Genomic DNA, 26,676 nt, shown 5'->3' with positions numbered 1-26,676 from the left:
GCTTTTGGTAAAAATTCTTGGCAGATGGCGCCATCTGCTATACGGTATCCGTTCAACTGGAGATTCCCATGTCAAAAACCCCTTTGTGCCTGGCCATGGCCATCGCCTTGTGTGCCAGCCCCCTGCAGGCAAAAAAATCGAAAGCGCCGGCCGAAGTCGCCAAGCCTGCACCCTACGCCAGCACCTACCGGCCCATCGCCTCACCGCCCGTGTTGCTGCGCAATGCCACCGTGCTGACCGGTACCGGCGAACGCTTCGACAACACCGATGTGCTGATGCAGGACGGCAAAATCCAAGCTGTTGGCAAAAGCCTGACCGCCCCCGGGGGGGCGCTGAGCGTGGATGCCAGCGGCAAATGGATCACCCCGGGCATCATCGATGTGCACTCGCATCTGGGCGTCTATCCGAGCCCGGGAATCGACTCCACCGGCGATGGCAATGAGATGACCAGTCCGGTCACCGCCGAGGTCTGGGCCGAGCACTCGGTATGGCCGCAGGATGCAGGTTTCGCAAAGGCCTTGGCCGGTGGCGTCACCAGTCTACAGATCCTGCCCGGCTCCGCCAATTTGATCGGTGGCCGCACCGTAATCCTGAAAAACGTCGCATCCACCACTGTGCAGGGCATGAAATTTCCGGATGCACCGCACGGCATCAAAATGGCCTGCGGCGAGAATCCGAAGCGGGTTTACGGCAACAAAGGCGGTCCGGCCACGCGCATGGGCAACATGGCGGGTTTCCGCGAAGCTTTCCAGGGTGCGGAAGGCCATCGGCGCCAGCTCGACCGCGGTGAAACCCCTGAACCCAATCTTCGCAATGAAACGCTGGCCGGCGTCATGCGCGGCGACATCACCGTCAACATCCACTGCTACCGAGCCGATGAAATGGCGCAGATGATCGATCTTTCGAGGGAGTTCGGCTTCAAGATCGCTTCGTTCCACCATGCCGTGGAAGCCTACAAGGTGGCCGACCTGCTCGCCGGTGAAAACATCTGCGGCGCGCTCTGGGCCGACTGGTGGGGCTTCAAGCTGGAGGCCTATGACGGCATCGAGGAAAACATCGCGCTGGTCGACCGCGCACCGGGCGGCTGCGCCATCGTGCACTCGGACTCTTCGGAAGGCATCCAACGCCTGAATCAGGAGGCCGCGAAAGTCATTGCGTCATCCAAACGCGTCAATATCGACATCAGCCCCGAACATGCCATCCGCTGGCTGACCTCGAATGCCGCCAAGGCCCTGCGCATCGACGACCGCACCGGCAGTCTGCAGGCGGGAAAAATGGCCGATGTGGTGGTCTGGAGCGGTATGCCGTTCTCGACTTATGCGAAAGCGGAGAAGGTCTATATCGACGGCGCATTATTGTATGACCGCGGTAACCGGGCGCTGCAGCCACGGGTCGACTTCATTCTCGGACAGGAGGGCCAGCCATGAGCCGCCGAATCGTATTCCTCGGCCTGATGGCCTTTGCATTCAGCGCGCAGGCGCAGAATATCCTTATCCGCAACGCTACTGTTCACACCGCCGCCGCGCAGGGGACCCTGCAAAACGCCGACGTACTGGTACAGGGCGGCATCATCCGCGCGGTCGGCCGCAATCTGGCCAATCCCGGCAACGCACCGGTCATCAACGCCGAGGGCAAACCGCTGACGCCGGGACTGTTCGGCGGCATTACCGACATCGGTTTGGAAGAAATCAGCGCGGAAGACAGCACTGTTGATGCCAACCTGAATCTGAAGGCCGGAGAGTCCGGCCTGATTGAAACCCTGCGACCGGAATTCGATGCCACCCGCGCCTACAACCCACGATCGACATTGCTGGCGGTCGCCCGCGTGGGCGGCATGAGTTTCACCGCGCTCGGCACCGGTGGCAGCCTGCTGCCCGGCCAGGGCGGGGTGATGCGTCTGGACGGTGGTTATGAACCACTACGCAGGACACCTTACATCCGTATCGGCAGCAGCCAGCTGAATGACAGCGGCTCCAGCCGCGCAGGCCAGTTCATGCTGCTGGAACAGGCCTTCGCCGAGGCCAAAATGCCGACTGCCGGTGATCCGCGTCTGTTGACCGCCGCAGGACGCAATGCATTGAATGCGGCATCAGTCGGCAACCGCTTTCTGGTCACGGTAAACCGCGAAGCGGATATCCGGCAGGTACTGAAGATGGCTGCCAAAACCGGCATCCGCATCGCCATCGTCGGTGGTGCGGAAGCCTGGCGTGTCGGCGATGCACTGGCAGCGGCAAAGGTGCCGGTATTCATTGATGCCATGGACAATTTGCCCGGAAATTTCGAGCAGATCGGCGCACATGAGGAAAATGCCTTTCGTCTTCACCGCGCCGGCGTCAGCGTGAGTTTTATCAATGGCAATGATGCCTCGCACAACGCACGTAAGGTCCGTCAAATCGCCGGCGTGGCAGTAGCCAATGGTCTGCCCTGGGAAGCCGGCCTTGCCGGCATCACCTCGGCGCCGGCAAAAGCGCTTGGGGTGGATACCAAAATCGGCAGCATCGAAATCGGCAAAACCGCCGATCTGGTGCTGTGGACCGGCGACCCGCTGGATGTCGCTTCGACGGCCTCGGTGATGTGGCTGGCCGGAAAAAATACGCCGTTGGTTTCGCGCCAGACCCTGCTGCGCGACCGCTATCTGGCGCCGGAAAGCAATCTGCCCCGCGCCTATGAACCCTGAGGAGTTCTGCATGAGCATCAAACCATTGGCACTGATCTGCAGCATCCTGTTGCTGAACCCCTCGGTAGCCGCCGACAAACCGGCCTGGGATGTATCGGCCGACCACGGCAAAACCAAAAGCGTGCGCTTCACCACCGATGAAGGCACCTGGCTGGACCTCGATGTCAGTCCGGACGGCAAACGCATCGTGTTTTCGATGATGGGCGACATCTACCTGCTACCGATTTCAGGCGGCATGGCCCAGCGCATCAGTTCCGGACCGGCATGGGATGTGCAGCCGCGGTTTTCACCGGACGGTCGCGAAATCGCATTCACCTCCGATCGCGGTGGTGGCAACAATCTCTGGCGCATGGCGGCCGATGGCAGCAATGCCGTGCAGGTAACCAAAGAGAATTTCCGACTGTTCAACAATCCGGTCTGGACGCCCGACGGCCAATACCTGATTGGCCGCAAACATTTCACCTCGGGTCGTTCGCTTGGCGCCGGTGAACTGTGGATGACCCATCGCAATGGCGGCGAAGGCCTGCAGCTGACCAAACGCCGCAACGATCAGATGGATCTGGGCGAGCCGGCGGTCAGCCCCGATGGCCGCTATGTGTATTACTCGGAAGACGTCAGCCCGGGCAGCTCCTTCGAATACAACAAGAACGTGCACGGGGTAATCTACGCCATCAAGCGGCTCGATCGCGAAACCGGCGACACCGAAACGCTGGTGAATACGCCCGGCGGCGCCATCCGGCCGCAACCCTCGCCCGACGGAAAACGTCTGGCCTTCATCAAACGTGTGCGCGACAAAACCGTGCTGCATGTGCTCGATCTCAAATCCGGCAAAGTCACTCCGGTCTGGGACGGCCTTTCGCATGACATGCAGGAAGTCTGGGCGATTTTCGGCCCGTACGCCAATTTCAACTGGACGCCGGATTCGCAGTCGGTGGTGATCTGGGCCCAGGGCAAACTCTGGCGGGTTGACATGGCGAATAGCAAGCCAAGTCCGATTGTGTTCAGCGCCGAAGTGCAACAGAAGTTGACCGCGCCGATCCGCTTCAGCCAAAGCTTGGAAGGCGACAGCTTCACCCCGAAAATGCTGCGGGACGTGGCGACTTCGCCGGACGGCAAGACCGTAGTTTTCCATGCGGTTGGACAGCTCTGGAAACGCAATCTACCGAACGGCGTGATCAGTCGCTTGACCCCTGAAAACGCCGCCTTTGAATACCAGCCCCATTTCAGCCGTGATGGCCGCAAACTTCTGTACACGACTTGGAGTGACAAAGCCCAGGGCAGTATCCGCGAAATCGATCTGGCTAGCGGCAGCATCCGCACAGTCTCTGACGAAGCAGGTTTTTACTACCAGCCGAAGTGGTCGCCGGATGGCAAGTATCTGGTGTTCGTCAAGGATGGCGGCGGTGGTTTGACCGGCAGCCTGAACACCGGTACCCCCGGCATCTACATCACCCCAACCGCTACCTGGGCACCCCAGAAGATCGCCGACGGCGGCGAGCCGCAGTTCACCCCGGATTCGAAATCGCTGCTGTACATGAGCGGCGGTGGGCTTTCCAAAAAGGTGAACCGCATCGGCCTTCATGGCCAGGATAAACGTGAAATCCTGAGCCTGAAATACGCCGACTCGGTGCAGCTCAGCCCGGACGGCAAGCATGTCGCATTCACCGAATTGTTCAATGCGTATGTCGCGCCGCTGCCGGCCTATGGCGGCAGCATCGAATTGAGCAAGGACACCAGCGCGGTGCCGGTCACCAAACTGACCAGCAGCGCCGGTCCCTACCTGCACTGGTCGGACGCCGATAGCGTGCATTGGATGCTGGGCAACCAGTATTTCAGCCGGGACATCAAACCCGGCACTTCGAATGCATCAACCTCGATGGCCTTCAGTGTGCCGAGCGACCGCCCTACCGAGACTGTGGCCTTCACCGGCGCCCGCATCATCACGATGAAGCATGCCGAACGTCAGCAGGAAGTGATCGAAAACGGTACCGTGCTGGTCCGCGGCAATACCATCACCGCGGTCGGCGCTAACATCACGGTGCCGGCCGGCGCCCGAATCATCGATGCCCGTGGCAAGACCATTTTCCCGGGCATCGTGGATGCACACGCGCATGCCGCCCATTTCGGTGGCGGCGTGGTACCCCAGCAGAACTGGTCCTACTACGCTAATCTTGCATTCGGTATCACCACCATGCATGATCCTTCGGCGACATCTGAGACAGTGTTCTCGCAGGCCGAGTTACAGAAGGCCGGAACACTGGTCGGACCGCGTGTGATGTCAACCGGCACCATCGTGTACGGTGCCGATGGCGACTTTAAAACAGTAATCAATTCCATCGATGATGCCCGAAATACCATTGCACGGATGAAAGCGCTCGGAGCCTTCAGCATCAAGAGCTACAATCAGCCGCGTCGTGACCAACGCCAACAGATTAATCAGGCGGCCCGCGAACAGGGCGTTCTGGTGGTCGAGGAAGGCGGCTCTACGTTCAACCACAACATGACCATGATACTTGACGGCGTTACCGGCATCGAGCACAACATCCCGGTCGCCCCGCTTTACAAGGATGTGGTCGATACTTGGAAGGCTACCGATGTCCGTAACACGCCGACGCTGGTAGTCAACTACGGCGGCCTGAATGCCGAGTACTGGTGGTATGACAAGATGAATATCTGGGAAAACCAGCGTTTCCTGAATTTCTATCCGCGTGAAGCACTGGATGCTCGGTCCATTCGCAGGGAAACGGCACCTGACTGGGACTACTACCACATCAAGGTGGCGCAACAGGCCAAACGCCTGCGCGATGCCGGCATCCGCATCCAGGTCGGCGGTCATGGCCAGATGCAGGGATTGTCGCCGAACTGGGAAATCTGGTCCTTGGTTCAGGGCGGCTTCTCGCCCTGGGAAGCGCTGCGTGCCGCCACCATTGATGGTGCCGATTATCTCGGCTTCGGTGCCGAAATTGGTTCACTGGAAGCGGGTAAACGTGCCGATCTGGTCATCACCAATAGCAACCCGCTGGACAAGATCGAGAACACCATCGATACCGCTTATGTCATGGTCAACGGACGTCTGTTCGATGCCGCCACCATGGCCGAAATCGGAGGCAAGCAGCGGCCGGCGCCGGAGTTCTATTTCAATCGCCAGCAAAGCGGATTGAGCGTTGGTCAGGAATATGGGCCGACCATGGAAGCCCAGGGCGATTGACTCCCTCACTTTGCTACACTGAAAGGCGCCGGCAACGGCGCTTTCCTTTTTCGGGAGTCTGCCATGAAGTTCTACATCGCCCTGCCCAATCCGGAAAGCGCACGCGGGGACAATCCTGCGCTCAGCTTCAGCGCCAACGGCCACGACACGTTCGCCGAACAATTACAGCATGCACTGGCCAATCGCCGCTACATCGAAGAATGGCTGGCTGGCATGGACGAGGATGAGGCCGACCAGGTCGATCCGGCCCTCATGGCCATCGATACCAAGGCCAAGGTTTCCGGGAAACAGCGCGGCCTTGGCATCATGTTGGTCGCCGACACCGCGCTCAATGGCACCGCCTTCAAACACCGTATGCGACTACTGGCCGGCAGTCACTGGCAGCTGGTCGACGTCAAGTAGTCCGATGTCGGCCACCGATACCCCGCAATCCATCATTGCCCGAACACGGCAGTGGATTGAAACCGTGGTCATTGGCATGAATCTCTGCCCCTTCGCCAAGCGCGAACTGCGGCGCGGAACGGTGCGCTTCATCGTCAGCCCGGAGTCAGACATGGAATCCGTGCTCTTGCAGCTGATTGACGAGTGCACGCATCTGGATGTCGATGACGGTACGCAAACTACGCTGCTGATTCTGCCGGAAGGCTTCGCCGATTTTGACGACTATCTGGATCTTGTCGGTTTGGCTGAAGAACTGCTGGCCGATCGCGGCTATGAGGGCGTGTATCAGGTCGCCAGCTTCCACCCGGATTACCGCTTTGCCGACGCTGACGCCGATGACCCGGCCAATTACACCAACCGAAGTCCCTATCCGATGCTGCATCTGCTCCGGGAAGACGGACTGGAAGCCGCCATCGCCAGCCATCCCGATCCGGATTCCATCCCGGAAAACAATATCGCCAAGGCCCGTGCATTCGGTACGGATTACTGGCTTAAACTGATGGACGAGCTGCACGCTACGGATATTCCAACCTCCTAAGTCCAGCACCTGCCGCCGGAGCCCGCCATGAAATCATTCACCGCATTGCTGTTTCTTCTCGCCCTGCCGGCGCAGGCCGCGCTGCCGCCGCAGTACCAGAACCGGAGAGATCTGGATGTGATGCTGGCTTTCATCCAACAGTATCCGCGCGTCGAAGCCGGCCTGAACGGCATTGACCTTGACGCCTATACGGTGCGTTATGAAGGCGAATGCATCGCCTCCTTCATCCGTGATGTGCAACCGAAACCGCCTGGATGGATCGGCCCGATGGATCCGATTGTTTTTAAAAGCAGCAGCTGCGATTTGGATTACCATTATTAGGCGTTGCCCACTATCGGCACAGTGCTTATCATAGTCGGACGGCTTTTCGGTCCGCACTTGACTCACCAGCGGTCATCCCATCACCTTTCCAGGAGTTCGCAGTGAGTCCGACCAATACCGTAAGCACCCGCACCGAAATTCTGCTCCGGAAATTATCGGAGTTCATGCAGGAACATGTTTATCCTGCCGAAGCCGAGGTCGCCGCATGGCAAAGCGATCCGCAAACGCGCTGGCTTCTCTGCCCGCGCATCGAAACCCTGAAAACACAGGCCCGTGAGGCTGGCCTATGGAATCTGTTCCTGCCCGATGCCGAATACGGTGCCGGCTTGAGCAACCGGGATTATGCGCCGATGGCCGAGCAGATGGGGCGCGTGCTGTGGGCATCGGAGGTGTTCAACTGCAATGCGCCGGATACCGGGAATATGGAAGTACTTGCGCATTTCGGCAATGACTCCCAGAAAGCCGAGTGGCTGGTACCGCTGCTGCGCGGCGAGATCCGTTCCGCCTTTGCCATGACCGAACCGGAGGTGGCCTCCTCGGACGCAACCAATATCGGGCTGAGTATCCGCGCGGATGGAAACGACTATGTCCTGAATGGCCGCAAATGGTGGATTACCGGCGCCGGCGATCCGCGCTGCGCCATCCTAATCGTGATGGGCGTGACCAATCCGGATGCCGATAAACATGCACGGCACTCGATGGTATTGGTACCGATGAACACACCGGGAGTTGGCATTGTGCGTGCACTGGAAGCGTTCGGCTTCGATGACGCGCCCAGTGGTCATATGGAGCTCGTTTTCGAGAATGTCCGTGTCCCGAAATCGAATCTGATCGGCGCCGAAGGCAGCGGCTTCGCCCTGGCGCAGGCGCGGCTCGGTCCAGGCCGCATCCACCACTGCATGCGCCTGATCGGTCTGGCGCAACGCGCGCAGGAACTAATGATCGAGCGCGCGAAGTCACGCATCGCCTTCGGCAAGCCCCTCGGCGCACTGGGCATGGCGCAGGAAATGATCGCCCTGTCCCACTGTGAAATTGCACAGGCGCGACTGCTCACGCTCAACGCCGCCGCCATGCTTGACGCCGGCGGCAACAAGGCCGCTAGAAACGAAATCGGGATGATCAAAATCGTCGCACCCCGCATGGCGCTGCTGGTCATCGACCGTGCCATCCAGCTGTTCGGTGCCGAAGGTCTGCAGCATCCGTTCCTGCCGCATGCCTGGGCCGGCGCGCGGTGTCTGCGTTTGGTCGATGGTCCGGACGAAGTACACATCACCTCCCTGGCGCGTGGGCTGCTGAAGTAATTCGATGGGCGACTCCCGCGTTTCTCTGCAACTCCCGGATGCGGCACTGGCCGAATACCTGGAATCCCACATTCCCGGTTTCCGGGGTCCGCTGCAGTCGACCAAATTCAATGGCGGCCAGAGCAACCCCACCTATCTGCTGGAAGCCGCCAGCGGGCGCTATGTGCTTCGGCGCAAACCGCCGGGAACGCTGCTCGGTTCGGCGCATGCGGTGGACCGGGAGTTCCGCGTTCTCGACGCGCTTTACGGCTCCGGCGTCGCGGTCGCGCAACCCCTGCACCTGTGCACCGATGACACGGTCATTGGCTCGATTTTCTATGTCATGTCCTACATCGACGGTCGGGTGTTCTGGGATCCGTCCCTGCCGGAACTGCAGCCGGAACAGCGAAGTGCGCTTTATCAGGTTCTATTGCAAACACTGGCGGCCATCCACGCCGTGGATGTCGACAAAGCCGGTCTGGCTGATTACGGCAAACCGGGCAATTATTTCGCACGCCAGCTGGCCCGCTGGAGCCGGCAATACCGAGATTCGGAAACCCAGGCCATACCGGCCATGGAAGCGCTGATTACGCAGCTCCCCCCGCGCTGTCCGGATGACGATGGCAGCATTGCCCTGGTGCACGGGGATTTCCGCATCGACAATCTCATGTTCACGCCGGACGGCAGCGAGGTGCTGGCTGTGGTCGACTGGGAGCTGTCCACGCTCGGCCACCCGCTCGCCGATCTGGGTTATCTGTGCATGGCGCTGCGTCTGCCGCGCAATCCGGCCCTGCCGGGTCTGGCCGGCATGGACCGCGAAGCACTCGGCATTCCCGACGAGCCGGCGCTGCTGGTCCGTTATGCCGAGTTGACCGGGCGCAGCATTCCCGCCGACTGGCCGTTCGTTCTGGCCTTCAGCTTTTTTCGCCTCGCCGCCATCGCCCAAGGCGTGGCCAAACGCGCACAGCTGGGCAATGCCTCGAGCGAACAGGCCCAGCAAGCCGGTCGTATGGTGCAGATGCTTGCGGAATTGGGGCTGCGGGAACTGCAGGATAACTCCAGCATATAAGGAAGGACATTGACTCCATAATGGCAGGCCCATTATCGAACTCACCCTTCATATGCCGATGCTTTGCATATGGACATTTCCGGTTAGGTCATCTATCCGAATTTATATCCGCTGTTCACCGATACCGGTAGCCTTCAGAGAAACGAATCCTTCGCCACCAATGGCGTGCACCCGAATGCTGCCGGATGCCGGATCTGGGGAACGGAGCTGCTGTCCTTCCTCCACCGACAACGACAACCCTGAAACGCCAAGCCGAATAGGTCTTTGGAAGCAATGTGACAAATTTACAGCACCGCCTTTCTGCCAACGTCATGCTCACCCCAACCGACATTGCGACCATCAGTAAGGCCCAACACGCGCGTTACAAGAATCGTCCAAGCTAGACGGTGGCGGGGACCGCATCGCGGTCAGATTTTACCTATCCTGCTGCGTTCCAGCCACCACAGCAGGCCACTGGCCACCAACCAGCCAATGAACCAGGGCCAGGGCGAGCCCGGTACCGGCATGCGTGATGCCATCGCCGCATCCTGAGCGGACGCAGAAAGTTTCAAGGTAGCGGCACGGGTCATACTCCGGCGCAGCGCTTCGCCTTCTTTCGGCGCGTGGACATAAAACGGCAATTGGTTTTCGCCGCTGTTCAGTGTGTACCACCCTGCGGCCTCTGGCCAGAATCCGGCGCAACTACGGTTTGTTCCTCGGGTTTCAACCATCAGCGGCTGCCATTCGCCCTCGGACTGAATGCTGGCATCCGGCTGCAACTGACAGAACACCATGCGTTCATGCGGCCAGGCCAAATTACCCTGTCGCACCGGTGGCGCTTCCGGCTGCGGACGCGCCAACACTGAAATCAGATTGCTCCAGATTCTGCTGTGCGCATCGCCATATCCGGCCAGAGCCAGCCGGAAGCTGTCCGACAGGAGAAGCACACCAACACGGCCGTCACCGTGTGCACGCCAGACTGCCAATGGCTCACCTTGCTGGCCGGACAGTGCAATCCGGGCATCGGTCCCGCTGACGCGCACCGGTTGGCGACTCAATGTCGGCCATTCGCCAGTTCTGACATCCGGAGTCAATTGCACACTTTGCGTCAACGTTGCTGTCTCGATGCGAAGGCCCATCTGCTGGAAATCTGCCATGGTCTGCAAAGACAACGGCCCGGATACACGCAATAACAAACCAAGACCATTACCGACCGCCTCACGGATCATTCGTCGTTGACCGGCATCAAAACCCTGCCATGCGCGTTCATCGACAATCAGCATGTCCTGTTCGGCCAACGTGGTCGGTGTGATTCCGGCACTAACGGTGCGTACGGCCATACCCGGCCCGAGATCGATGTGGCTTTGCAGCTGCAGACCGGCATCCAATGCCCAGCGCCGGAGCGCTTTCAGGTCGGGGCCGGGGCCACCGGAGCGGCTGAGCAGTTTCAATGCCGGCGGTTGACTGACGGCAACCGGCACCGTGAAGCTCTCCCTGACCTTTCCGGCGGAATCCAAAACCCGCAATTGATAATTCACCCGGCCAGCCGCACGCGCGATGTCGGACAGCGCAGCATCTCCGGATACGTTGATGGTGACAGCATCGACCAAGGCCCCGGAAGGATCGCGCAATTCAACGCGCGCGCCGGCAATGCCGGAGACACGCACACTCAGTTGCCAGCGATTGCCGATCACGATAGGTTCCTGCATCCAGAAATCGACCAGACCGACTGGCGCTGCGCCAGACAGAAACTGGATACTGCGGCCCGCTACTGCATCCCGGTCGCGGGCAGTGAGGCCATCTCCGACAATCAATAAACGCCCGATATCCGGCGATTGCCGCAACAGCGTAGCCAGATCCGGAACGCGGGGCATATCTCGTCTTGTCGGCGCCTCCGGCAAAGCCACGCGCTGGCCATCAGGAAGATTACCGACGGTATCAGAATCAGCGCTCATCACCACACGCTCGCTCGCAGGCACCTGCCGTGACGGCGGTAACAATGTGAAATAAAGCATCAGCGCAGAAAGCGCGCTCAACACGGTCAATGCCATACCACGCCAAGGACGAGACGCATGGCGGCGTGCCGAAAGCTGGATCAGAACCGCGCTGATCAGCACAGCCGTCATGAGCAGAGCCGCAAGCAGTGTTGGTGACATCATGGCTGTCGCTCTCTTTGCAATTCACGCTGATAGGGGCTCTCAACCGGTTGCGGACGCCGTGCCTTCGGCATGGCCGGCGGCTTGGCCAACACCGGCCAAAGCAGCGCTTTGACGGCCTCGCGGCAACTGCGGCAATCCGGTCGGCTCTCCATTTCGGCCAACGCCACTTTCAGACCCAGAGCATCAGGGAGACGATCGCCATGATCGGCCATCCAGCGTTTCAGATCGGCCGTCTCCAGCCGATCCGCGGCATCCAGGCTTTGCCAGAACACCAGCAAGGGAGCGTCCTCGCGCTCTGCAGCACGCAGCATGTCTTCGGGCGCCTTGAAGCCGCTGCGGTCGCCGCTGAGTCGACGGCTTTCATCAATCGGCGGCAATTCGGGACCAACACGTGCCAAATAAATCCGCTCGGCCTGTTGAACCTTCTTGATGAAGGCCAATGCCCGGTATTCAAAAGGCAGTGCCTTGGCCGGCTCAGCCTGGCGCAGGTGCAATTCGGCTTGCCACATTTCGTTCAATGCCGAACGCAGCAGCGATTTGGTTTCGGCATCGAGCAAGGTAGCGGCTTCCGGGATGTCATGCGTGTGACCGAACTGCTCGAGGATGCTCTGATCGGAAACCGTTGCGGATTTTTCAGGTGCTTTGCCGCCGCCATGGTCGTGGTCGTGGCCATCATCCGCGCTGTGCTGGCCATCTTCCGGTAGCGGTTCCGGGGTTTCGGTTTCTTCGCCGAGGAACTGTCCGTAGCGCAGCCTGAGGATGCGTTGATCGACACCGATGGTATCGGAACGGATTCCGAATTGCTCCTGGCTGGCTTTCTTCTTTTCCGCCAGCAACTTTTCGGTGTCGATGATGATTTGGCGCTGGCTGCGGAAATAAGCCGGCATTACCTTCTTCAACATGCCCTCGACGCCACTGGCTTCATAGGCATCTTCCGCCGACCAGCGCAGGATATAGGCAGCACTGATGGCACTGTTAGCCTGCGGCCTGCGCCGGTCAGCAACGCGGAACTGCACGATCAGGTCATCACCGATCTGCATACCGAGGGCGGCCAAATCGAGCGTTGCGGCATAACGCCGTCGTGTCGCCGTGCCCTGGCCGTTCAACGGGCGTTCGCTACTTTTGAATTGGATGTTCTCACCACTGCCCTGTGCGAGTTGTATTTCCATGACCGCGTCAGCCAAGCCGTAGTCATCTTCCGCTTCCAGCTGCAGCGACCAGGTACGCTGTCCAGGTACCACTAGGCTCAGGCTTCGGTCAGGCAGACTAACCCGCCACTGCGGCACCCGATCGGGAATGGCATCCAGCCGCTGCCAAGGTTTGGTCTGGGCCTGGCCGTCGATGATAATCCGATACACATCCGAGGACGCCATGACGGTATCCGCTGTCCAGATATCGCCTTCGCGGCGAAGGGGCAATCTGCGGCCGCTGAAAAACTGCAACTGCACCTGCTCGGGTTGCGGCGCGAAACGCAATTGCCAGGCGATCCGGCTGCCCTCCGGAAACTTCGCCGGCAGCCCGGTTTCGTTACGCAGCGGAAGTCCCGTATACGTCGGCGGGGTTATCCGAAGGTGCGCATCAAGCAGTTTTACCGGAGCACGCACAACCGAACTCGGCGGGTTCTTTGTGACCCGGGTTCCTGCGTCCTGTGACGCAGGCCAGAATTGCGTAGCAGCCAGAGCCAAGGACAGCAACAGCAGTCCGGAAATCCATGCCACTGGATACGGCCTGCGCAGATCCTGCTCCGGCAAACCCGCGAGCCGTTGTTGCACCCGCTGACGCTGCAAGGCCACCAGATACGGTTCGTCTCCCGGATTGCTGAATAGTAGATCGGTACTGTTTTCCATGACAGCCAGTGCATCCAGACGCTTGACTAGCCAACCCTTGTCCATCTGCCGGAGTCGGCGCTGAACTATGAACCCCGACAGTAATATCGCCAACGCCAGCAACGTACCGGCGGCAGCGCTTCCGAAGCTACGCCAAAGGATGACGCCTGTCGCCGCCAAGAGTGGAAGGCCGGCGGCAAGGACGATGCCGGCCTCACGTTGCCGGGCCTGCCTGAGCCAGCGCATTGGACGCACCAAGACCGTCATGCCGGCAGACTCCGACTTGGTCGGGTAGCCAGAACTCTCTCGGCTAAAAACAGCAAAGCAACGGCAATCATCAGCCACGGTTGCAGCGGCTGCGGTTCGGGTACGCCAGGCACGGCACCGGTACGTGGCTGTTGCATTGATGCCAGCGCGGCATCCGGCTGGGGCGTTGGAATCAGCAATGCCTGTAAACGCTGCGGAAAAGCGGCATCAAGCAGGCTTGGGGTTTGCGTTCCATTCAAGGGTTGTCGCCATTGAAGCACGCGTCCTTTGCCAAAAACCTGCTGCACAAGCAGGATATTGCCGTCCTCCGTGCGCCAAAGCACGTCTGACTCTCCGGTATCAATCACCGCATCCGACCCGAGCATGAGCGTACCGCCAGCCTGAACCCACCGGCGCGCTGTTTCCGGAATTTGACCGGAGGGCAGATAGACCCATATGCGTGCCGATGCCGGTGGCGTGGCATCCGCGGCAACCAGCGGCACATCGCGTTGCTGCGCTTCCGGCAAATGCGCTTGCCACACCCGGTAGGCGGCACGGAAATACCGTGCGCGCTCGACGTTTACCGGACTGGGTGTCAGCACCAGGGCTGGAAGTTCAAGCACCGACAGCGTTGTTGGCGCGACCATCTGGCCTTTTACGATCTGCCAATTCACTGGACGCTGCAATCGCGGCCGTTCGGCATCCCAGCCGTGCAGACGTTCCGGTACCAGTACGGTTAGCTGGGAACCTGCAGGAAGCTTTGCATCCAGTTCGCGCAGTAGACTCGCCATCGGAACCGACAGAGGTGGCGCGGGACGGTCAGCCTTGGGAAATCCCGGAGCCAACCAATGCCGGCTGATTGATTCCTCCGTAGACAGCTCGGCATCGGGTGGCCAGATTACGCCCGGAACCGCCACCAACCAATGCACCGGAGCCGGCGTATGTTGACGCACCGGAATTGCCAGAAAAAGCACAAGCAAGGTCAGCAGAAGCAAGCGGATCAGCAACAACAGCCATTCCTGCACGATCGGCTGACGGCGGGGACGGAAGCGGGCCTGCAGCCAGCGCAAGGCGGCAAAATCAGTCCGCTGCTGTTGCAAGCGCCGGCTCAGATGAATCAATACCGGCAGCGCAAGTGCCAGCAATGCCAGAAATGCGTAGGGCTGCAGGAAATTCATGTGCTTTCCTGAAAGTGCGCTTTGCCCTGCGCGAACAGACGTTGCAAGGGCGAGTCCAGATCTTCATCGAGAACATAGGGCACATGACGGATGCCGGCCGAGGTCAGACGCAGATTCAATTGCTTGCAGGCAGCGGCAAACGCACGCAGATAGTCCTCGTGGGCGGCAGCGGCATCAGTCAACACCGCCGCACCGGACTCGACATCGATGAAACGCCGACCGTCCCGAAACGGAAAGTCGCGCTCCTCAACGGTCAGGATCTGGACATTCAGCACCTCACGCCGGGCCACGGCAAGCCGCTCAATCAGGACCAATGCACATTCGTCGAAGTCATCGCTGAGCAGCAGTACCAGATCATTGGCATGGATGCGCTCCCAGATCGGCCGGCAACCGGCTTCATCCGGCCAGCTTCCCTCGGCAGACAAACCGCTCAACACCTGCAGGCAACGATCCCGATGACGAGTGCCATTGCCGGCATTGATGACCTGCAGGCGGTCACCGCTAACGGCAATCAGACCGAAACGATCACCCTGACGGCAGGCCAGTTCGAACACGCAGGCAGCCTGAACTTTTGCCGCCTGCAAACGACTCCAGCCCGGCCGCGTGGCATCAGACTGCGCCATCGAGGCGCTTGCATCAAGCAGTACCCAGGCCGTCAACGGACTGTCGCGCTCGGATTCCCGCACGAAAAATTTATCGGAGCGTGCATACAGCTTCCAGTCGATCTGGCGCGGCTCATCGCCGGGTTCATAGGCGCGATATTGGGCGAACTCCATGCCGGCGCCACGCGAACGGCTGTGATGCTGGCCGATTCCGAGTGCGCCGGACACCCGCCGTGACACCAGACGCAAGCCTTTCAGGCGCGCCCGGACATCGGCGGGAATCAAATCGGGTCCGGCCATGGCGATGCGACTCAGTACGGGTAAGGCACCGCAGCCAACAGCAGGGCGACCACATCGTCGGCGCTTTTCTGTTCGGCTTCGGCCATGAAGGTCAACAGCAGGCGATGGCGCAGCACCGGCGGCGCCAATGCACGCACATCGTCTTCGGTGACGGCGAAGCGGCCGTGAATCAGCGCACGCGCCTTGGCACTGAGTACCAGTGCCTGTCCGGCACGCGGACCGGCACCCCATTTGACCCATTGCCCGATGCCCGGCGTTTGGGATTGCGGGCGGCTGGCGCGGACCAGACGATTGATCCAGGCCAGCATATCGGCGCTGATATGGACCTCGCGTACCAGTTTTTGCAATTCGAGCACAGCCTCGCCGGCCATCACGGTCGGAACCCGCGAAGAACCGCTGCCCGTGGTCTGTATTAGGATGTCACGTTCTTCGTTTTCACTCGGATAATCGACACGGATATGCAGCAGGAAACGGTCGAGCTGGGCTTCCGGTAGCGGATAGGTACCGGCCTGCTCGAGCGGGTTCTGCGTCGCCAGCACGAAGAACGGTTCCGGCAGTGCATGCGTCACACCGGCATAGCTGACGGTATGTTCCTGCATGGCCTCCAGCAGGGCGGCCTGGGTTTTCGGCGGGGTGCGGTTGAGTTCATCCGCAAGCAGCAAGTGGGTGAATACCGGACCGGGCTGGAATTTGAAATGACGCTTACCGGTACCGTGATCTTCTTCCAGGATTTCAGTACCAAGGATATCGCTCGGCATCAGATCCGGGGTGAACTGGATGCGGCGGAACGACAGCGCCAGTGCCTGTCCAAGCGAACGTACCAGCAGGGTCTTGCCCAGTCCCGGAACGCCTTCAAGCAGACAGTGGCCGCCGGCCAGCAGACCGATCAGCAACTGCTCGACCACCGCATCCTGGCCGACAATGGCCTTGGCAATCGCAGCGCGCAACTCGCCGAGCTGGTTGAGGGTGGCTTGGATATCGGCTTCAGTACGGGTCATGGCAGGCGTTTCCGGTTGGGGTTTTATGTCATCAGGCGTTGAGAGCATACATCACGATGTTGACCGCGAACTTGGTGTTGTCTTCGGCCAAAAATCGCTTGTTGCGCCAGTCGTAATCCCACTCACAGCCGTAGTCCTTGTTGCTGTAGAGCAGGCCGAGGCGGCCGTCGAATGCGATGCCTTTAAGGTAATCGTGCACGATGTCGTCGCCCCAGCCGTTCAATTCGAAACTGGTGGTCGGCGGCTCGCTGAAACGGAAAAAACTGGAGTACAGCGGATGGGTGTTTGGAATCTTGCGCAGAGCCTTAGGGCCGAAGATGGAAGTCATCTGCGCTTCAAAGGATTTTGCGAACAGGCCGTCGATATCATGGTTGCAGTCATCCACGAAAACAAAGCCCCCGCTGCGCAGATAGGCTTCGAAATTACGGCGCTCGGCCGGACTGAACTGGACTAGTTTGTGGCCGGCCAGATAACAGAAGGGTGCCAGCCGCATTTTCGGATCCGATAGGGCGATGACATGTTCTTTCGGGTCGATCCGCAGGCTGGTGTAATCGATCAGCGCAGTGATGACGTTGGACGGCATGCGTGCGTCCACGTCCCAGTCTCCGGACTCGTACATCAGCCGGGTGAATCGGAAATCATATTCAGGACCTGCGGCGGCCATGCGCGGCAGTGCGGCCATGGCCGCACCGCCGAACATCAAACGCAGGAAGTCGGCACGGTCCATGCCGGCTCCCGGGGCATCACACGGCGTCCGACAACGACGTGAAGGTGAAGTCGCGGATCTTCATCGGCGGAATCATCATCACGAACGGTGATTCGTCGTCGCCCAGACGGATCGGCTTGCCGAGCTCTTCGATGTTGTTGAGCATGATCACCGGCGACTCATTGAAACGGAAGTTCTTGATCGGGTATTTGATTTCGCCGTTCTCGATGTAGAAGGTGCCGTCGCGGGTCAGGCCGGTCAACAGCACGGTCTGCGGATCGACCATGCGGATGTACCAGGTGCGGGTGACCAGAATGCCTTTCGCGGTGCCCTTGACCAGATCCATGGTGGACTTGGTGCCGCCGGCCATGATCAGGTTGCCGGGCGAGCCCTTGGCTTGCTTGCCCTTGAGCTTGGCCCAGTAACGGGAATACTCGAGATAGGACACCTTGCCCTTGTCGATGATAGTCATCTTCTCGCGCGGCAGACCCTCGCCGTCCCAGGGCATGACCGGCACATCCGGATTCCAGGGATCGGTATGCAGGCTGACGCGCGGATCGAACACCTGCTCGCCGAGCTTGTTGCCGCCGCCCTTCTTGGTCAGGAAGCTGCGGCCTTCATCGGACTGGCGGGCATCGAAGCCGTTTATCATGAAGGAAATCAAGCCGGCCGAAGCCGCTGGTTCCAGAATGACGGTGTACTTGCCCGGCTCCAGTGCTTTCGCGCCGCGCGAGCCCTTGGCTTTCTGGATGGCCGTCTGGATTTCGCGCGAGGCCTTGAAGTCGTCGAGGCTGCCGGCATTGCGGGCGACCCAGCCGGAGCCGGTGCCGTCCTCGGTGCGCACGGTGCAGGTGTAATCCAGACCGGTCGACTGCTGGTAGGCAAAATTGCCATTGCTGTTGGCCGACGCAAAGAAACCGACGCTGTCGGACAGGAAGCCGGCGGCGATCAGGCCGTCGTTCTTGCAGGGATTGATCGAATCGGCAGCGACCTGCGCGCGGTATTCCGGGGTAATGGCGGCGATGCCGGCGTTGTAGGTCGGCGTCGGCTTATAGCTCTGTTTAGCGATGGCCGGAACGAACTCCTCGTTCTCGGGCGCCAGGCGCGCCAGTTCCTCGGCACGGCGGACCACGCGCGCCAGTGATTCGTCATCGAACTCGTTGATGGTAGCGACGCCGACACGCTTGCCGAAGGCGACCTGCACCGCCAGTTCGGCATTGGTGACGATGCCGCTGGTGGACACGTTGTTCAGCGCGAAGCGGATGTTGCCGTTGATGCCGCCGCCGAGGGTGGCGGTGCATTCGTCGGCCTTGCTCAGCGCGATGACCTTGTCGAGGATCGCTTTGGCCTGTTGTTCCGTATACATGCTCATGGATGCTTGCTCCTGTAGTGAGGTCGGTTAGCCCAGGGACCGGGCCGTGCTGATGACGTTGATGCCGTCGAAGCGCGCGGTACTGGAACCGTGCGAGACCGCGGAAACCTGGCCGGGCTGGCCCTTGCCGTCAAAGAACGAACCACCGAAACGGTAGTCGCGCTCGTCGCAGATGGCCGAGCAGGCGCTCCAGAATTCCGGGGTGCGGATCTGGTAGGCGACGTCTTCGACCATGCCCTTGATTTTGCCGTTCTCGATTTCATAGAACAGCTGGCCGCCGAACTGGGCGTTGTAGCGCTGCTGATCAATCGAGAACGAACCGTCGCCGATGATGTAGATGCCCTTCTCGACATTTTTGATCATGTCGGCCACCGACAGCGGTGATTTACCCGGTTCAAGCGACACGTTGGCCATGCGCTGGAACTGCACACTCGACCAGGAATCGGCGTAACAGCAGCCATGCGATTCGGTTTCACCGATGATATGGGCCTGATCGCGGATGGCCTGGTAATTAACCAGCGTACCGTCCTTGACCAGATCCCAGCGCTTGGCCTTGACCCCTTCATCGTCAAAACCAACGGCACCGAGGGTATTCGGCTGGACTTTATCGGCAAACAGAGTGACTCGGTCGCTGCCGTACTTGAACTTGTCTTTCAATTTATCGATGGTAGCGAAGCTGGTGCCGGCATAGTTGGCTTCATAACCGAGAACGCGGTCGAGTTCGAGCGGATGCCCGACGTTTTCATGGATGGTCAACCACAGATGGGAGGGATCCAATACCAGATCATACTTACCAGGCTTGACCGAAGGCGCTTTCAGTTTCAGTTGCGCCTGCTTGGCAGCAGCAACGGCATCTTGCTTCATGTCAAAGCGGTCATTGTAGGCGATCAGACCGTTCGGCAAGGCGACGTGGCGGTCACCGTCGAGGTATTCATAACCCATACCCATCGGCGAAGACAGGCTGTCGCGGCTGCGGAACTTTCCGGTAGCCTTGTCGATGGCGGTGACCGTGAAGGTCGGCCAGATCCGGTGCACGTCCTGATCGATGTAGGAACCGTCGGTGGAGGCGAAATATTTCTGTTCGTTGACCAGAAACAGCATCGAGTTCACGAAATTGGCGCCGGCGGCCATGGCCGCGCTGTTGGCGGAAAGCAGAAGATCAACTTTTTCCTTGACCGGCACTTCCATCGCATTTTTCTTAATCGGCGTGGCCCAGGACACCTCGCCGACGCCCTTGACCGGCGCCAACTGCACCGGCTTGGTCTGTGACTTGGCATTGGCTTTGGCGATGGCGACCGCCTGCTGGGCGGCTTTAGCGATAGCGGCATTGCTGAGGTCGCTGGTAGCCGCGAAGCCCCATGTGCCATTGGCGATGACGCGCACCCCGGCACCGATGGACTCGGTGTTGACCACGTTCTGCACCTTGTCTTCGCGGGTAATCACGAATTGGCGCATATAGCGGCCGATGCGGACGTCACAGTAGCTGGCACCAGCAGCCGTTGCGGCGTTCAGGGCGATATCGGCCAGCACTTTCTTGCGGGCCGGATCCATTTTGGTCAGCAATGCCTCGGCCGCCACGGCATTGCCGAAGCCGGGAATCATGAAGCCGCTCAGGCCAATGCCCGATGCCGCCAAGAAATGTCGTCTATCCATCGCAGAACTCCTGGGTTATAGAGGGGGTCGCGCCGCCGGACGGCGGCGTGCGAATCTCCATCATACTGAAGGCCGCACGGCATTGGCATAGCCCATTAGTCATGGCAACAGGGCTCATCCAAGCGAGCGAGCGGTGTTGATGATATTGATGCCGTCGAAACGGGCGGTGGCTGCGCCGTGGGAGACCGCCGACACTTGGGATGGCTGGCCTTTACCATCGAAGAAGGAACCGCCATGACGGAAATCGCTTTCATCGCAGATGGCGGTGCAGGCGTTCCAAAACTCCGGGGTCCGAATCTGATAAGCCACATCTTCAATCATGCCGGTGATTTTACCGTTCTCGATCTCGTAGAACAGCTGGCCGCCGAACTGGGCGTTGTAACGCTGCTGGTCGATCGAGAATGAGCCGCGGCCGAGGATGTAGATACCCTTTTCAACGTTCTTGATCATGTCCGCGGGTTTCAGGGGCTTTTTACCGGAAGCCAGCGAGACATTGGCCATACGCTGGAATTGTACGTCCGACCAACTCTGCGCATAGCAACAACCCTGTGATTCGGCCTCGCCGATGATATGCGCCTGGTCACGGATGGCTTGGTAATTGACCAGAATGCCATCCTTGACCAGATCCCAGCGCTTGGTGCGGACGCCTTCATCGTCATAGCCGACGGCGCCGAGCGTCCCCGGTACGATCTTGTCAGCGAACAGGGTGACGATGTCACTCCCGTAACGGAAACCCTGCTCACGCTTGTCGAGCGTAGCGAAACTAGTACCAGCAAAGTTGGCCTCGTAGCCGAGCACGCGATCGAGCTCCAGCGGGTGACCGACATTCTCATGAATGGTCAGGAACAGATTGCTCGGATCAAGCACCAGGTCGTACTTGCCCGGTTTGACCGAGGGCGCCTTGAGTTTCTGCACGGCATGCCGTGCCGCCTGCTCGGCATCCTCGCGCATGTCATAGCGGTCTTTGTAAGCAGTCAGGCCGTTTGGCAGAGCGATACTGCGACCGCCCTCGAGGTATTCGTAGCCCATGCCCATCGGCGATGACAGCGCGTTGCGGCTGCGGAACTTGCCACTGGCCTTGTCGATAGCAGTGACATTGAAATTTGGCCAGATCCGGTGTACGTCCTGATCAATGTAGGAGCCATCAGTGGAGGCGAAATATTTCTGTTCGTTGACGATGAACAGTTGGGAATTGATGAAATTAGCGCCGGCGGCCATCGCGGCGGCGTTCACGCCGAGCAGCAACTCAACCTTGTCCTTGACCGGCACGGCCATGGCATTGCGGCCGATCGGCGTGGCCCAGGACACCTGCCCGACACCCTTGACCGGTGCCAGACGCACAGGCTCGGTCTGTGCCACGCTATTGGCCCGTGCAATAGCAACCGCCTGTCGGGCGGCGCGGGCGATGCCGTCATTGCTCAGATCACTACTGGCGGCAAAACCCCAGGTGCCATTGACGATGACGCGGATGCCGGCACCGGTGGATTCGCTGTTGAGGACATTCTGAACGCGTTTTTCCCGGGTGGTGATGGACTGCCGCAGATAGCGGCCGATGCGGACGTCGCAGTAACTGGCGCCAGCGCCGGTGGCAGCGCCAAGGGCGATATCAGCCAGCACTTTCTTGCGGGCCGGATCCATCGTTTCCAGAAGGGCCTCAGCAGCCACTGCCCGGCCGAATCCGGGAATCATCAGACCGCCGAGCGATGCGCCCGAAGCCGCCAGGAAATCACGTCTGTCCATCAAAGCTTCTCCATCCCGCGAAATGCGTCAACCAACTCTCATCATAACTGAAATCGGGGTCCGGACAGGGCGTTACAGGCTAAGGTCGTTGAATATTTCAGAAAGATGAATTCAATCAACGCAGCCTCAACGAAGTCATCATCATGTTGACCGTAGTCCTTTCCCAGATCCAGAGTCTCTGAATTCAAAAACGTAGCTCTGACGATAACATCAGCGCAAGGCCTTCGTTGTAGATATCACCCTCATACACAGTGCGACGCCAGGTCGCTTCGAGTCCGAGCGTAGTCATCGGGCTCGGATCCCAGAAAAGGTTGGCAAATGTTGTCTCGTTGGAGCGCACTTCCGGCTGCACGCCATCCTTGGACCATGCACGATCTCGACCGTAGCCGAAGTGCGTATGCAGAGTCGGACGCCACCACCAAGCAATCTCGGCCCATCCGCCCTGGCTGCGCACAGCCGCCCGATCTGTAGTCACGGTCTGGAAGATGCCGCCAAGATAGGGTGCGAATGCGCGCCCGCGGTAGAGCTCGCCCTGCAATCCCAGTCTTTGACCGATACGCACCGCGCCCTCGATTGCGATTCCTGAGAGATTCGTGTCGTAGGCGGGGAAGGCGTTGGACAGCGAGAAGCTGCGGAACGATCCGTTGGCACCAGATAGACCTACTTCCCACTGCGGATAGGGCACGAGAGACGCTTCGGAATCCGCCGTGCCGCGGGAAAAAGAGATACGCGCCTCGTAGTTCGGCTGGCCGGTGTTCTCGGTAGAGGCAAGCGACGGTGGCTGGATGTTGGAGGGCTGCGCATCTGCAAGCGCCCCCTGGAACGTCCACTTTCCAGTGTCTGTGTTGATAAAGCGCTCAGCACGCAACTGTGGCTTCATCGAATTACCCGGATTGCCGGACCCAGCCATGCCCGACATGCTGTCGACCATCCGCGGGATTTTTGGACTGAAGACGTCAGGTTGCAGACCCGCGGCAAAACGCCAGCGATCGTTAACCGCCTCGACGTAGGCCACCCCCGGGTATACACCATACTTGCCCGATAGCAGATCGCCGTCGAACAGCTGCGCCTGAATCACACCCCCAAGCTGGAAGCCACCAAGCTCACGGCCGCGGATGGCGATAAGAAGCGTCGAGAGGCGTGCATCAATCTTGGTGGTACCTTCGCGCACCCCCGGCACCGAGGGTAGTACGAGGAACGGTGCGGCGTCGGGCAGCATACGCGCGCTGGTGGTGTTGACCGTAGTGCGTAGCGAACCACCGATGACGACACTGACGCCGTCATAGCGGGTGGTAACGAGCGGCGGCGGCATCGCCGCCGGCTCGGCCACAGCGATCGCGGCCTGGGCGGGCTCAACATTCATTGCAGCCTCTGCAGCGGCGATTGGAGCGGACACGGTGCTGCCGAGTCGCCGCTCGAGCTCATCGATCTGCGACTGCTGCTCGCGCAGTTGGTGCAATTGCGACTCGAGCAGGTTCTGCTGCGCCACTAGCTTGGCTTTGAGCACGGCGAGCTCTTCAGCAGAAGGCGCGGACGCGGGTGTCGTCGCCTGCGCCATGCCGCCCCCGAACACCAGCACCGTGCCGAGTAGCACGCCCCGCACGGCGACGCGCGATCTGCAGCTCATCAGGGCTTGGCCTCATAGACCGTGACCCCTTCCTTAAAGGTCCGCACCACCTGGATGTCTTTGATGGTGGCCGGGTCGACCTTCAGCGGGTTGGCCGACAGCACCACCATGTCGGCGAGTTTGCCGACCTCCAGCGTACCTTTACTCTTGTCCTCCTTAATCTGATACGCAGCTGAGCGTGTCACCGCACCGAGTGCGGCGTAAGGAGTCACGCGCTCGTCAGGGCCGATAACGCTGCCACTCGCCGTGCGGCGGTTCACCGCGGCGTCCACGAGAGCCAGCACGGAGGGCGAGGGCGTAACCGGCGCATCATGCGACAGCGTCCAGGGCAAACCCAACTTCTCGAGGGTGTTCGCGGCGGCCGCCTTGTTAGCACGCTCGGCGCCCCAGAGCCGCAATACGCCATCGCCCGCCGTCACGATACCGGCGGAGAGGAAGGTTGGAATTGCGCCCACCTCCTTCATGCGCTCGATCTGGTCAGGGCGCATGTAGGTGCCATGGATGAACACGGGCCGGTGATCGCGCATGCCGTGTTTCTCGATGGCCTTCTCGATGGCGCGTAGCGCCTGCTCGACGGCTGCGTCGCCGTTCATATGCATGTTGATCTGGATGTCGCTGGTCCAGAAGCGGTCGAACGCGGCCTGTAGCACCTCGTCGGGAATCTGTTGGAACCCAGAGTAGATGCCGGTCTTGCCCGGCGGGTTGTTGGTGTATGGCTGGGTGAACCAGGCTGTGTCAAGGCTGCCATCGAGCCAGTACTTCACACCACCCATGCGCACGCGGTTGATGTAGCTCTTGTTGAGGTCGGGGCGTTTGTCGAGTAGCTTCTGGGCGACACCCGCCTCGTCCGTCGCGTAGGCGCGCGACACGCCATAAGCGGCGTCGAGCACCTGATCGGTGATCGAGTCCTTGGCGCAGATATAGAGGTCGATGGGCAGTAGTTTCTTCTCGATCGCGTTAAGCACAAGATCGATGTCGTCGTTGCCAAGGCCGAGCCCACAATCCTGCGCCGTAGTTTGGCCATGCTTCGCCCACTCGGCAGCGCCGGCTTTCATCGCACGGTCGGCGAGCTCGCCGGTGAACGCAGGGCGCTGTGCGCGCACGGCATTGAGCGCCGTCTCTTCCATGGGGCCGAGCGGCTCGCGGCTGCCTTCCTTGCGGGTGAAGTTGCCGCCCTCGGGGTCCGGCGTATCCGCCGTGACGCCCGCGAGCTTCAGCAGCGCCGAGTTGGCGGAGCCGAGATGGCCGGATGAATCGACGATCATCACCGGACGGTTGGCGCTCACCTGATCGAGTTCGGCAGCGGTCGGCGTGCGGTTCTCGGCGAGACCTGCGGCCTTGTAGCCGAAGCCGACGATCCACGCGCCCTCGGGCACCGTCTCGGCGTGCTTCTTGAGACGCGTGAGTAGTTCTGCGAGTTTGGCGGATCCCACGAGGTCGGCGTCCATCAGGTTCTTGCCGAAGTAGACCATGTGGCCGTGGGTGTCGATGAAACCCGGCACCAGCGTCTTGCCAGCAAGGTCAACCTGCGTCGCGCCGGCGCCCGCGGCTTCATCCACCTCGGCACGTGTGCCGACGGCGAGGATCTTGCCCTCGCGCACCGCGAGCGCCTCGGCGTAAGCCGGCTCACGGCCCGCCATGGTGAGGATATCGCCGCCCGCATATACGGTAGTGATGGCCGCATTCGCCACTGCAACAGCGTCGGTTGATGCTGTGTCGGCATCCTTACGCGAACAGGCTACAGCCAGCAGTAAGGCCATAGTGGTGATCAGCACGATAGCGCGCCGTGAAATACTTGTCAGCGGCATTAATTCACGGACAGTCTGATTCTGGGTCATGAGCTTCTCCTTTTCTAGTTGAACAGCGTCAGTGTTCGGCGGCCGGGATGGCTGACCCCGGCCGATACTATTTGGGTTGTAAATCTGCAGGGACGACCAGATGATCGAGCATAAGCTGGTGCAGCGATGGATTAAGCATCGCTGTCGGCAAATAATTAAGCTTATATTTCAGAGGCAGGATTATGTTAATTAAATTGTTACTAGCGGTCATTTTTTCGCTGTTAGCGAAAAGCAGAAAATCGGCTATGAAATATCGTGTATCCATCACAACACTTTTGGGTAATATCAGTTATTAATAGGCCAAATTAATGATGTCACTTCCCCAAAGAGGTAGCGTGATATTCCGCATATTAGCGATTGGCTCAGGCAATTTCAACCCACTGCCGAGGGATCCTGCCATGCTATGGTTGCTGGAACGCTGCTAGTGGCAAGGACCGGGCGCATTGACGATGAAAAGGCATTCTCCATCCCGCGAAATGCGTCAACCAACTCTCATCATAACTGAAATCGGGGTCCGGACAGGGCGTTACAGGCTGCGGTTGTTGAGGATATCTGATATCGGGGAGTCCATCACGTGCGCTAACGCTCAGGGGTCTGGTCGGCCAGGCTTCCCTGGATGGCCTCGAGCTGGTCGAAGACGCGCTCGAACGCACACACCAGCTCAGGGTCAAAATGGGTGCCCGAGCGCGAACGGAAAAACGCTAGGGTGTCTTCAGCGGACCATGCGGTTTTGTACGGGCGCGCTGAACGCAGAGCATCATAAACATCGCAGATGGCGGCAATCCGCCCTGATAATGGAATTTCGTCACCCTTCAGCCCTTGCGGATAGCCGTTGCCATCCCAATGTTCGTGATGGCAAAGCGCAATTTCCGCTGTCAAGCGGGTCAATGGCGTTGCCGCACGATCATTCAGGATATG

The 26,676-nt window shown here is 60.0% G+C and carries 20 protein-coding genes and 1 pseudogene; 9 read left to right on the top strand and 12 right to left on the bottom strand.

The annotated features are described in order from the left end of the window. Positions 1-95 precede the first annotated feature (95 nt). From ACIQ0Q_RS01785 to ACIQ0Q_RS01745, 9 genes and pseudogenes are all read left to right on the top strand, one after another. A pseudogene (locus ACIQ0Q_RS01785) lies at positions 96-749 on the top strand (amidohydrolase); the annotation flags it as partial. Further along, positions 726-1,427 carry an amidohydrolase family protein gene (locus ACIQ0Q_RS01780; RefSeq protein WP_395771264.1) on the top strand — a complete coding sequence of 234 codons (702 nt, stop codon included), beginning with the start codon at positions 726-728 and terminating at the stop codon, positions 1,425-1,427. The pseudogene ACIQ0Q_RS01785 and the gene ACIQ0Q_RS01780, both read left to right, overlap by 24 nt. Beyond that, on the top strand, positions 1,424-2,677 hold the full coding sequence (locus ACIQ0Q_RS01775; RefSeq protein WP_395771227.1) for an amidohydrolase family protein: 1,254 nt from the start codon (positions 1,424-1,426) through the stop codon (positions 2,675-2,677). The genes ACIQ0Q_RS01780 and ACIQ0Q_RS01775 overlap by 4 nt, the downstream gene beginning before the upstream one ends. A gap of 10 nt (positions 2,678-2,687) precedes the next feature. Continuing rightward, positions 2,688-5,885, top strand: coding sequence for an amidohydrolase family protein (locus tag ACIQ0Q_RS01770; RefSeq protein WP_395771226.1), 3,198 nt, complete (start codon positions 2,688-2,690; stop codon positions 5,883-5,885). Between the two features lie 63 nt (positions 5,886-5,948). Continuing rightward, on the top strand, positions 5,949-6,287 hold the full coding sequence (locus ACIQ0Q_RS01765; RefSeq protein WP_395771225.1) for a hypothetical protein: 339 nt from the start codon (positions 5,949-5,951) through the stop codon (positions 6,285-6,287). 4 nt (positions 6,288-6,291) lie between these two features. Beyond that, entirely contained in the window at positions 6,292-6,864 is a 573-nt protein-coding gene (locus ACIQ0Q_RS01760; RefSeq protein ID WP_395771224.1) for a DUF1415 domain-containing protein, read from the top strand. A 27-nt stretch (positions 6,865-6,891) separates the two neighbouring features. Next, the gene (locus ACIQ0Q_RS01755; RefSeq protein WP_395771223.1) at positions 6,892-7,185 is read left to right on the top strand and encodes a hypothetical protein; all 294 of its coding nucleotides are present in this window, start codon (positions 6,892-6,894) and stop codon (positions 7,183-7,185) included. A gap of 101 nt (positions 7,186-7,286) precedes the next feature. Continuing rightward, entirely contained in the window at positions 7,287-8,486 is a 1,200-nt protein-coding gene (locus ACIQ0Q_RS01750; RefSeq protein ID WP_395771222.1) for an acyl-CoA dehydrogenase family protein, read from the top strand. A 4-nt stretch (positions 8,487-8,490) separates the two neighbouring features. After that, positions 8,491-9,534: a phosphotransferase family protein gene (locus ACIQ0Q_RS01745; RefSeq protein ID WP_395771221.1), complete on the top strand. Its 1,044-nt coding sequence runs from the start codon at positions 8,491-8,493 to the stop codon at positions 9,532-9,534. A 407-nt stretch (positions 9,535-9,941) separates the two neighbouring features. On the opposite strand, the gene ACIQ0Q_RS01740 is transcribed toward ACIQ0Q_RS01745, so the two are convergent. From ACIQ0Q_RS01740 to ACIQ0Q_RS01685, 12 genes are all read right to left on the bottom strand, one after another. Then, on the bottom strand, positions 9,942-11,672 hold the full coding sequence (locus ACIQ0Q_RS01740; RefSeq protein WP_395771220.1) for a hypothetical protein: 1,731 nt from the start codon (positions 11,670-11,672) through the stop codon (positions 9,942-9,944). Continuing rightward, complete coding sequence (locus ACIQ0Q_RS01735; protein ID WP_395771219.1) at positions 11,669-13,765, bottom strand: hypothetical protein; 2,097 nt, start codon at positions 13,763-13,765, stop codon at positions 11,669-11,671. The genes ACIQ0Q_RS01740 and ACIQ0Q_RS01735 overlap by 4 nt, the downstream gene beginning before the upstream one ends. Continuing rightward, positions 13,762-14,922, bottom strand: a complete 1,161-nt coding sequence (locus ACIQ0Q_RS01730) for a BatA domain-containing protein (protein WP_395771218.1) — start codon at positions 14,920-14,922, stop codon at positions 13,762-13,764. The genes ACIQ0Q_RS01735 and ACIQ0Q_RS01730 overlap by 4 nt, the downstream gene beginning before the upstream one ends. Next, on the bottom strand, positions 14,919-15,824 hold the full coding sequence (locus ACIQ0Q_RS01725) for a DUF58 domain-containing protein (RefSeq protein WP_395771217.1): 906 nt from the start codon (positions 15,822-15,824) through the stop codon (positions 14,919-14,921). The genes ACIQ0Q_RS01730 and ACIQ0Q_RS01725 overlap by 4 nt, the downstream gene beginning before the upstream one ends. Before the next feature lie 11 nt (positions 15,825-15,835). After that, a complete protein-coding gene (locus ACIQ0Q_RS01720; protein WP_395771216.1) occupies positions 15,836-16,822 on the bottom strand; it encodes an AAA family ATPase in 987 nt (328 codons plus the stop codon). 31 nt (positions 16,823-16,853) lie between these two features. Further along, positions 16,854-17,549, bottom strand: coding sequence for a DUF4159 domain-containing protein (locus tag ACIQ0Q_RS01715; RefSeq protein ID WP_395771215.1), 696 nt, complete (start codon positions 17,547-17,549; stop codon positions 16,854-16,856). A 16-nt stretch (positions 17,550-17,565) separates the two neighbouring features. Next, positions 17,566-18,900, bottom strand: coding sequence for a TldD/PmbA family protein (locus ACIQ0Q_RS01710; RefSeq protein ID WP_395771214.1), 1,335 nt, complete (start codon positions 18,898-18,900; stop codon positions 17,566-17,568). Between the two features lie 27 nt (positions 18,901-18,927). Beyond that, positions 18,928-20,553 (bottom strand): TldD/PmbA family protein, encoded by a 1,626-nt coding sequence (locus ACIQ0Q_RS01705; protein WP_395771213.1) that lies wholly within the window; start codon positions 20,551-20,553, stop codon positions 18,928-18,930. A gap of 114 nt (positions 20,554-20,667) precedes the next feature. Then, positions 20,668-22,293, bottom strand: coding sequence for a metallopeptidase TldD-related protein (locus tag ACIQ0Q_RS01700; protein WP_395771212.1), 1,626 nt, complete (start codon positions 22,291-22,293; stop codon positions 20,668-20,670). A gap of 184 nt (positions 22,294-22,477) precedes the next feature. After that, positions 22,478-23,920, bottom strand: coding sequence for a hypothetical protein (locus ACIQ0Q_RS01695; RefSeq protein WP_395771211.1), 1,443 nt, complete (start codon positions 23,918-23,920; stop codon positions 22,478-22,480). Beyond that, entirely contained in the window at positions 23,920-25,758 is a 1,839-nt protein-coding gene (locus tag ACIQ0Q_RS01690; protein ID WP_395771210.1) for an amidohydrolase, read from the bottom strand. Before ACIQ0Q_RS01690 ends, ACIQ0Q_RS01695 begins: the two co-directional genes overlap by 1 nt. Before the next feature lie 579 nt (positions 25,759-26,337). Beyond that, a partial coding sequence (locus ACIQ0Q_RS01685; protein WP_395771209.1) for an HD-GYP domain-containing protein occupies positions 26,338-26,676 on the bottom strand: 339 nt, incomplete at its 5' end.

Origin of the sequence: Arenimonas sp., assembly GCF_044348765.1 — a bacterium.
In the GTDB taxonomy this organism is placed as follows: Bacteria; Pseudomonadota; Gammaproteobacteria; order Xanthomonadales; family Xanthomonadaceae; genus Arenimonas.
Note: the sequence above shows the minus strand (reverse complement) of the source record. Positions and strands in the feature narration are given on the sequence as shown.

Excerpts from the sequence above, each read along its gene's own strand:
- ACIQ0Q_RS01690 (WP_395771210.1), bottom strand. The coding sequence starts at position 25,758 with ATGACCCAGAATCAGACTGTCCGTGAATTAATGCCGCTGACAAGTATT.
- ACIQ0Q_RS01740 (WP_395771220.1), bottom strand. The coding sequence starts at position 11,672 with ATGATGTCACCAACACTGCTTGCGGCTCTGCTCATGACGGCTGTGCTG.
- ACIQ0Q_RS01715 (WP_395771215.1), bottom strand. The coding sequence starts at position 17,549 with ATGGACCGTGCCGACTTCCTGCGTTTGATGTTCGGCGGTGCGGCCATG.
- ACIQ0Q_RS01695 (WP_395771211.1), bottom strand. The coding sequence starts at position 23,920 with ATGAGCTGCAGATCGCGCGTCGCCGTGCGGGGCGTGCTACTCGGCACG.
- ACIQ0Q_RS01700 (WP_395771212.1), bottom strand. The coding sequence starts at position 22,293 with ATGGACAGACGTGATTTCCTGGCGGCTTCGGGCGCATCGCTCGGCGGT.
- ACIQ0Q_RS01745 (WP_395771221.1), top strand. The coding sequence starts at position 8,491 with ATGGGCGACTCCCGCGTTTCTCTGCAACTCCCGGATGCGGCACTGGCC.
- ACIQ0Q_RS01755 (WP_395771223.1), top strand. The coding sequence starts at position 6,892 with ATGAAATCATTCACCGCATTGCTGTTTCTTCTCGCCCTGCCGGCGCAG.
- ACIQ0Q_RS01765 (WP_395771225.1), top strand. The coding sequence starts at position 5,949 with ATGAAGTTCTACATCGCCCTGCCCAATCCGGAAAGCGCACGCGGGGAC.
- ACIQ0Q_RS01730 (WP_395771218.1), bottom strand. The coding sequence starts at position 14,922 with ATGAATTTCCTGCAGCCCTACGCATTTCTGGCATTGCTGGCACTTGCG.
- ACIQ0Q_RS01770 (WP_395771226.1), top strand. The coding sequence starts at position 2,688 with ATGAGCATCAAACCATTGGCACTGATCTGCAGCATCCTGTTGCTGAAC.
- ACIQ0Q_RS01775 (WP_395771227.1), top strand. The coding sequence starts at position 1,424 with ATGAGCCGCCGAATCGTATTCCTCGGCCTGATGGCCTTTGCATTCAGC.
- ACIQ0Q_RS01735 (WP_395771219.1), bottom strand. The coding sequence starts at position 13,765 with ATGACGGTCTTGGTGCGTCCAATGCGCTGGCTCAGGCAGGCCCGGCAA.
- ACIQ0Q_RS01725 (WP_395771217.1), bottom strand. The coding sequence starts at position 15,824 with ATGGCCGGACCCGATTTGATTCCCGCCGATGTCCGGGCGCGCCTGAAA.
- ACIQ0Q_RS01760 (WP_395771224.1), top strand. The coding sequence starts at position 6,292 with ATGTCGGCCACCGATACCCCGCAATCCATCATTGCCCGAACACGGCAG.
- ACIQ0Q_RS01710 (WP_395771214.1), bottom strand. The coding sequence starts at position 18,900 with ATGAGCATGTATACGGAACAACAGGCCAAAGCGATCCTCGACAAGGTC.
- ACIQ0Q_RS01780 (WP_395771264.1), top strand. The coding sequence starts at position 726 with ATGGCGGGTTTCCGCGAAGCTTTCCAGGGTGCGGAAGGCCATCGGCGC.
- ACIQ0Q_RS01720 (WP_395771216.1), bottom strand. The coding sequence starts at position 16,822 with ATGACCCGTACTGAAGCCGATATCCAAGCCACCCTCAACCAGCTCGGC.
- ACIQ0Q_RS01705 (WP_395771213.1), bottom strand. The coding sequence starts at position 20,553 with ATGGATAGACGACATTTCTTGGCGGCATCGGGCATTGGCCTGAGCGGC.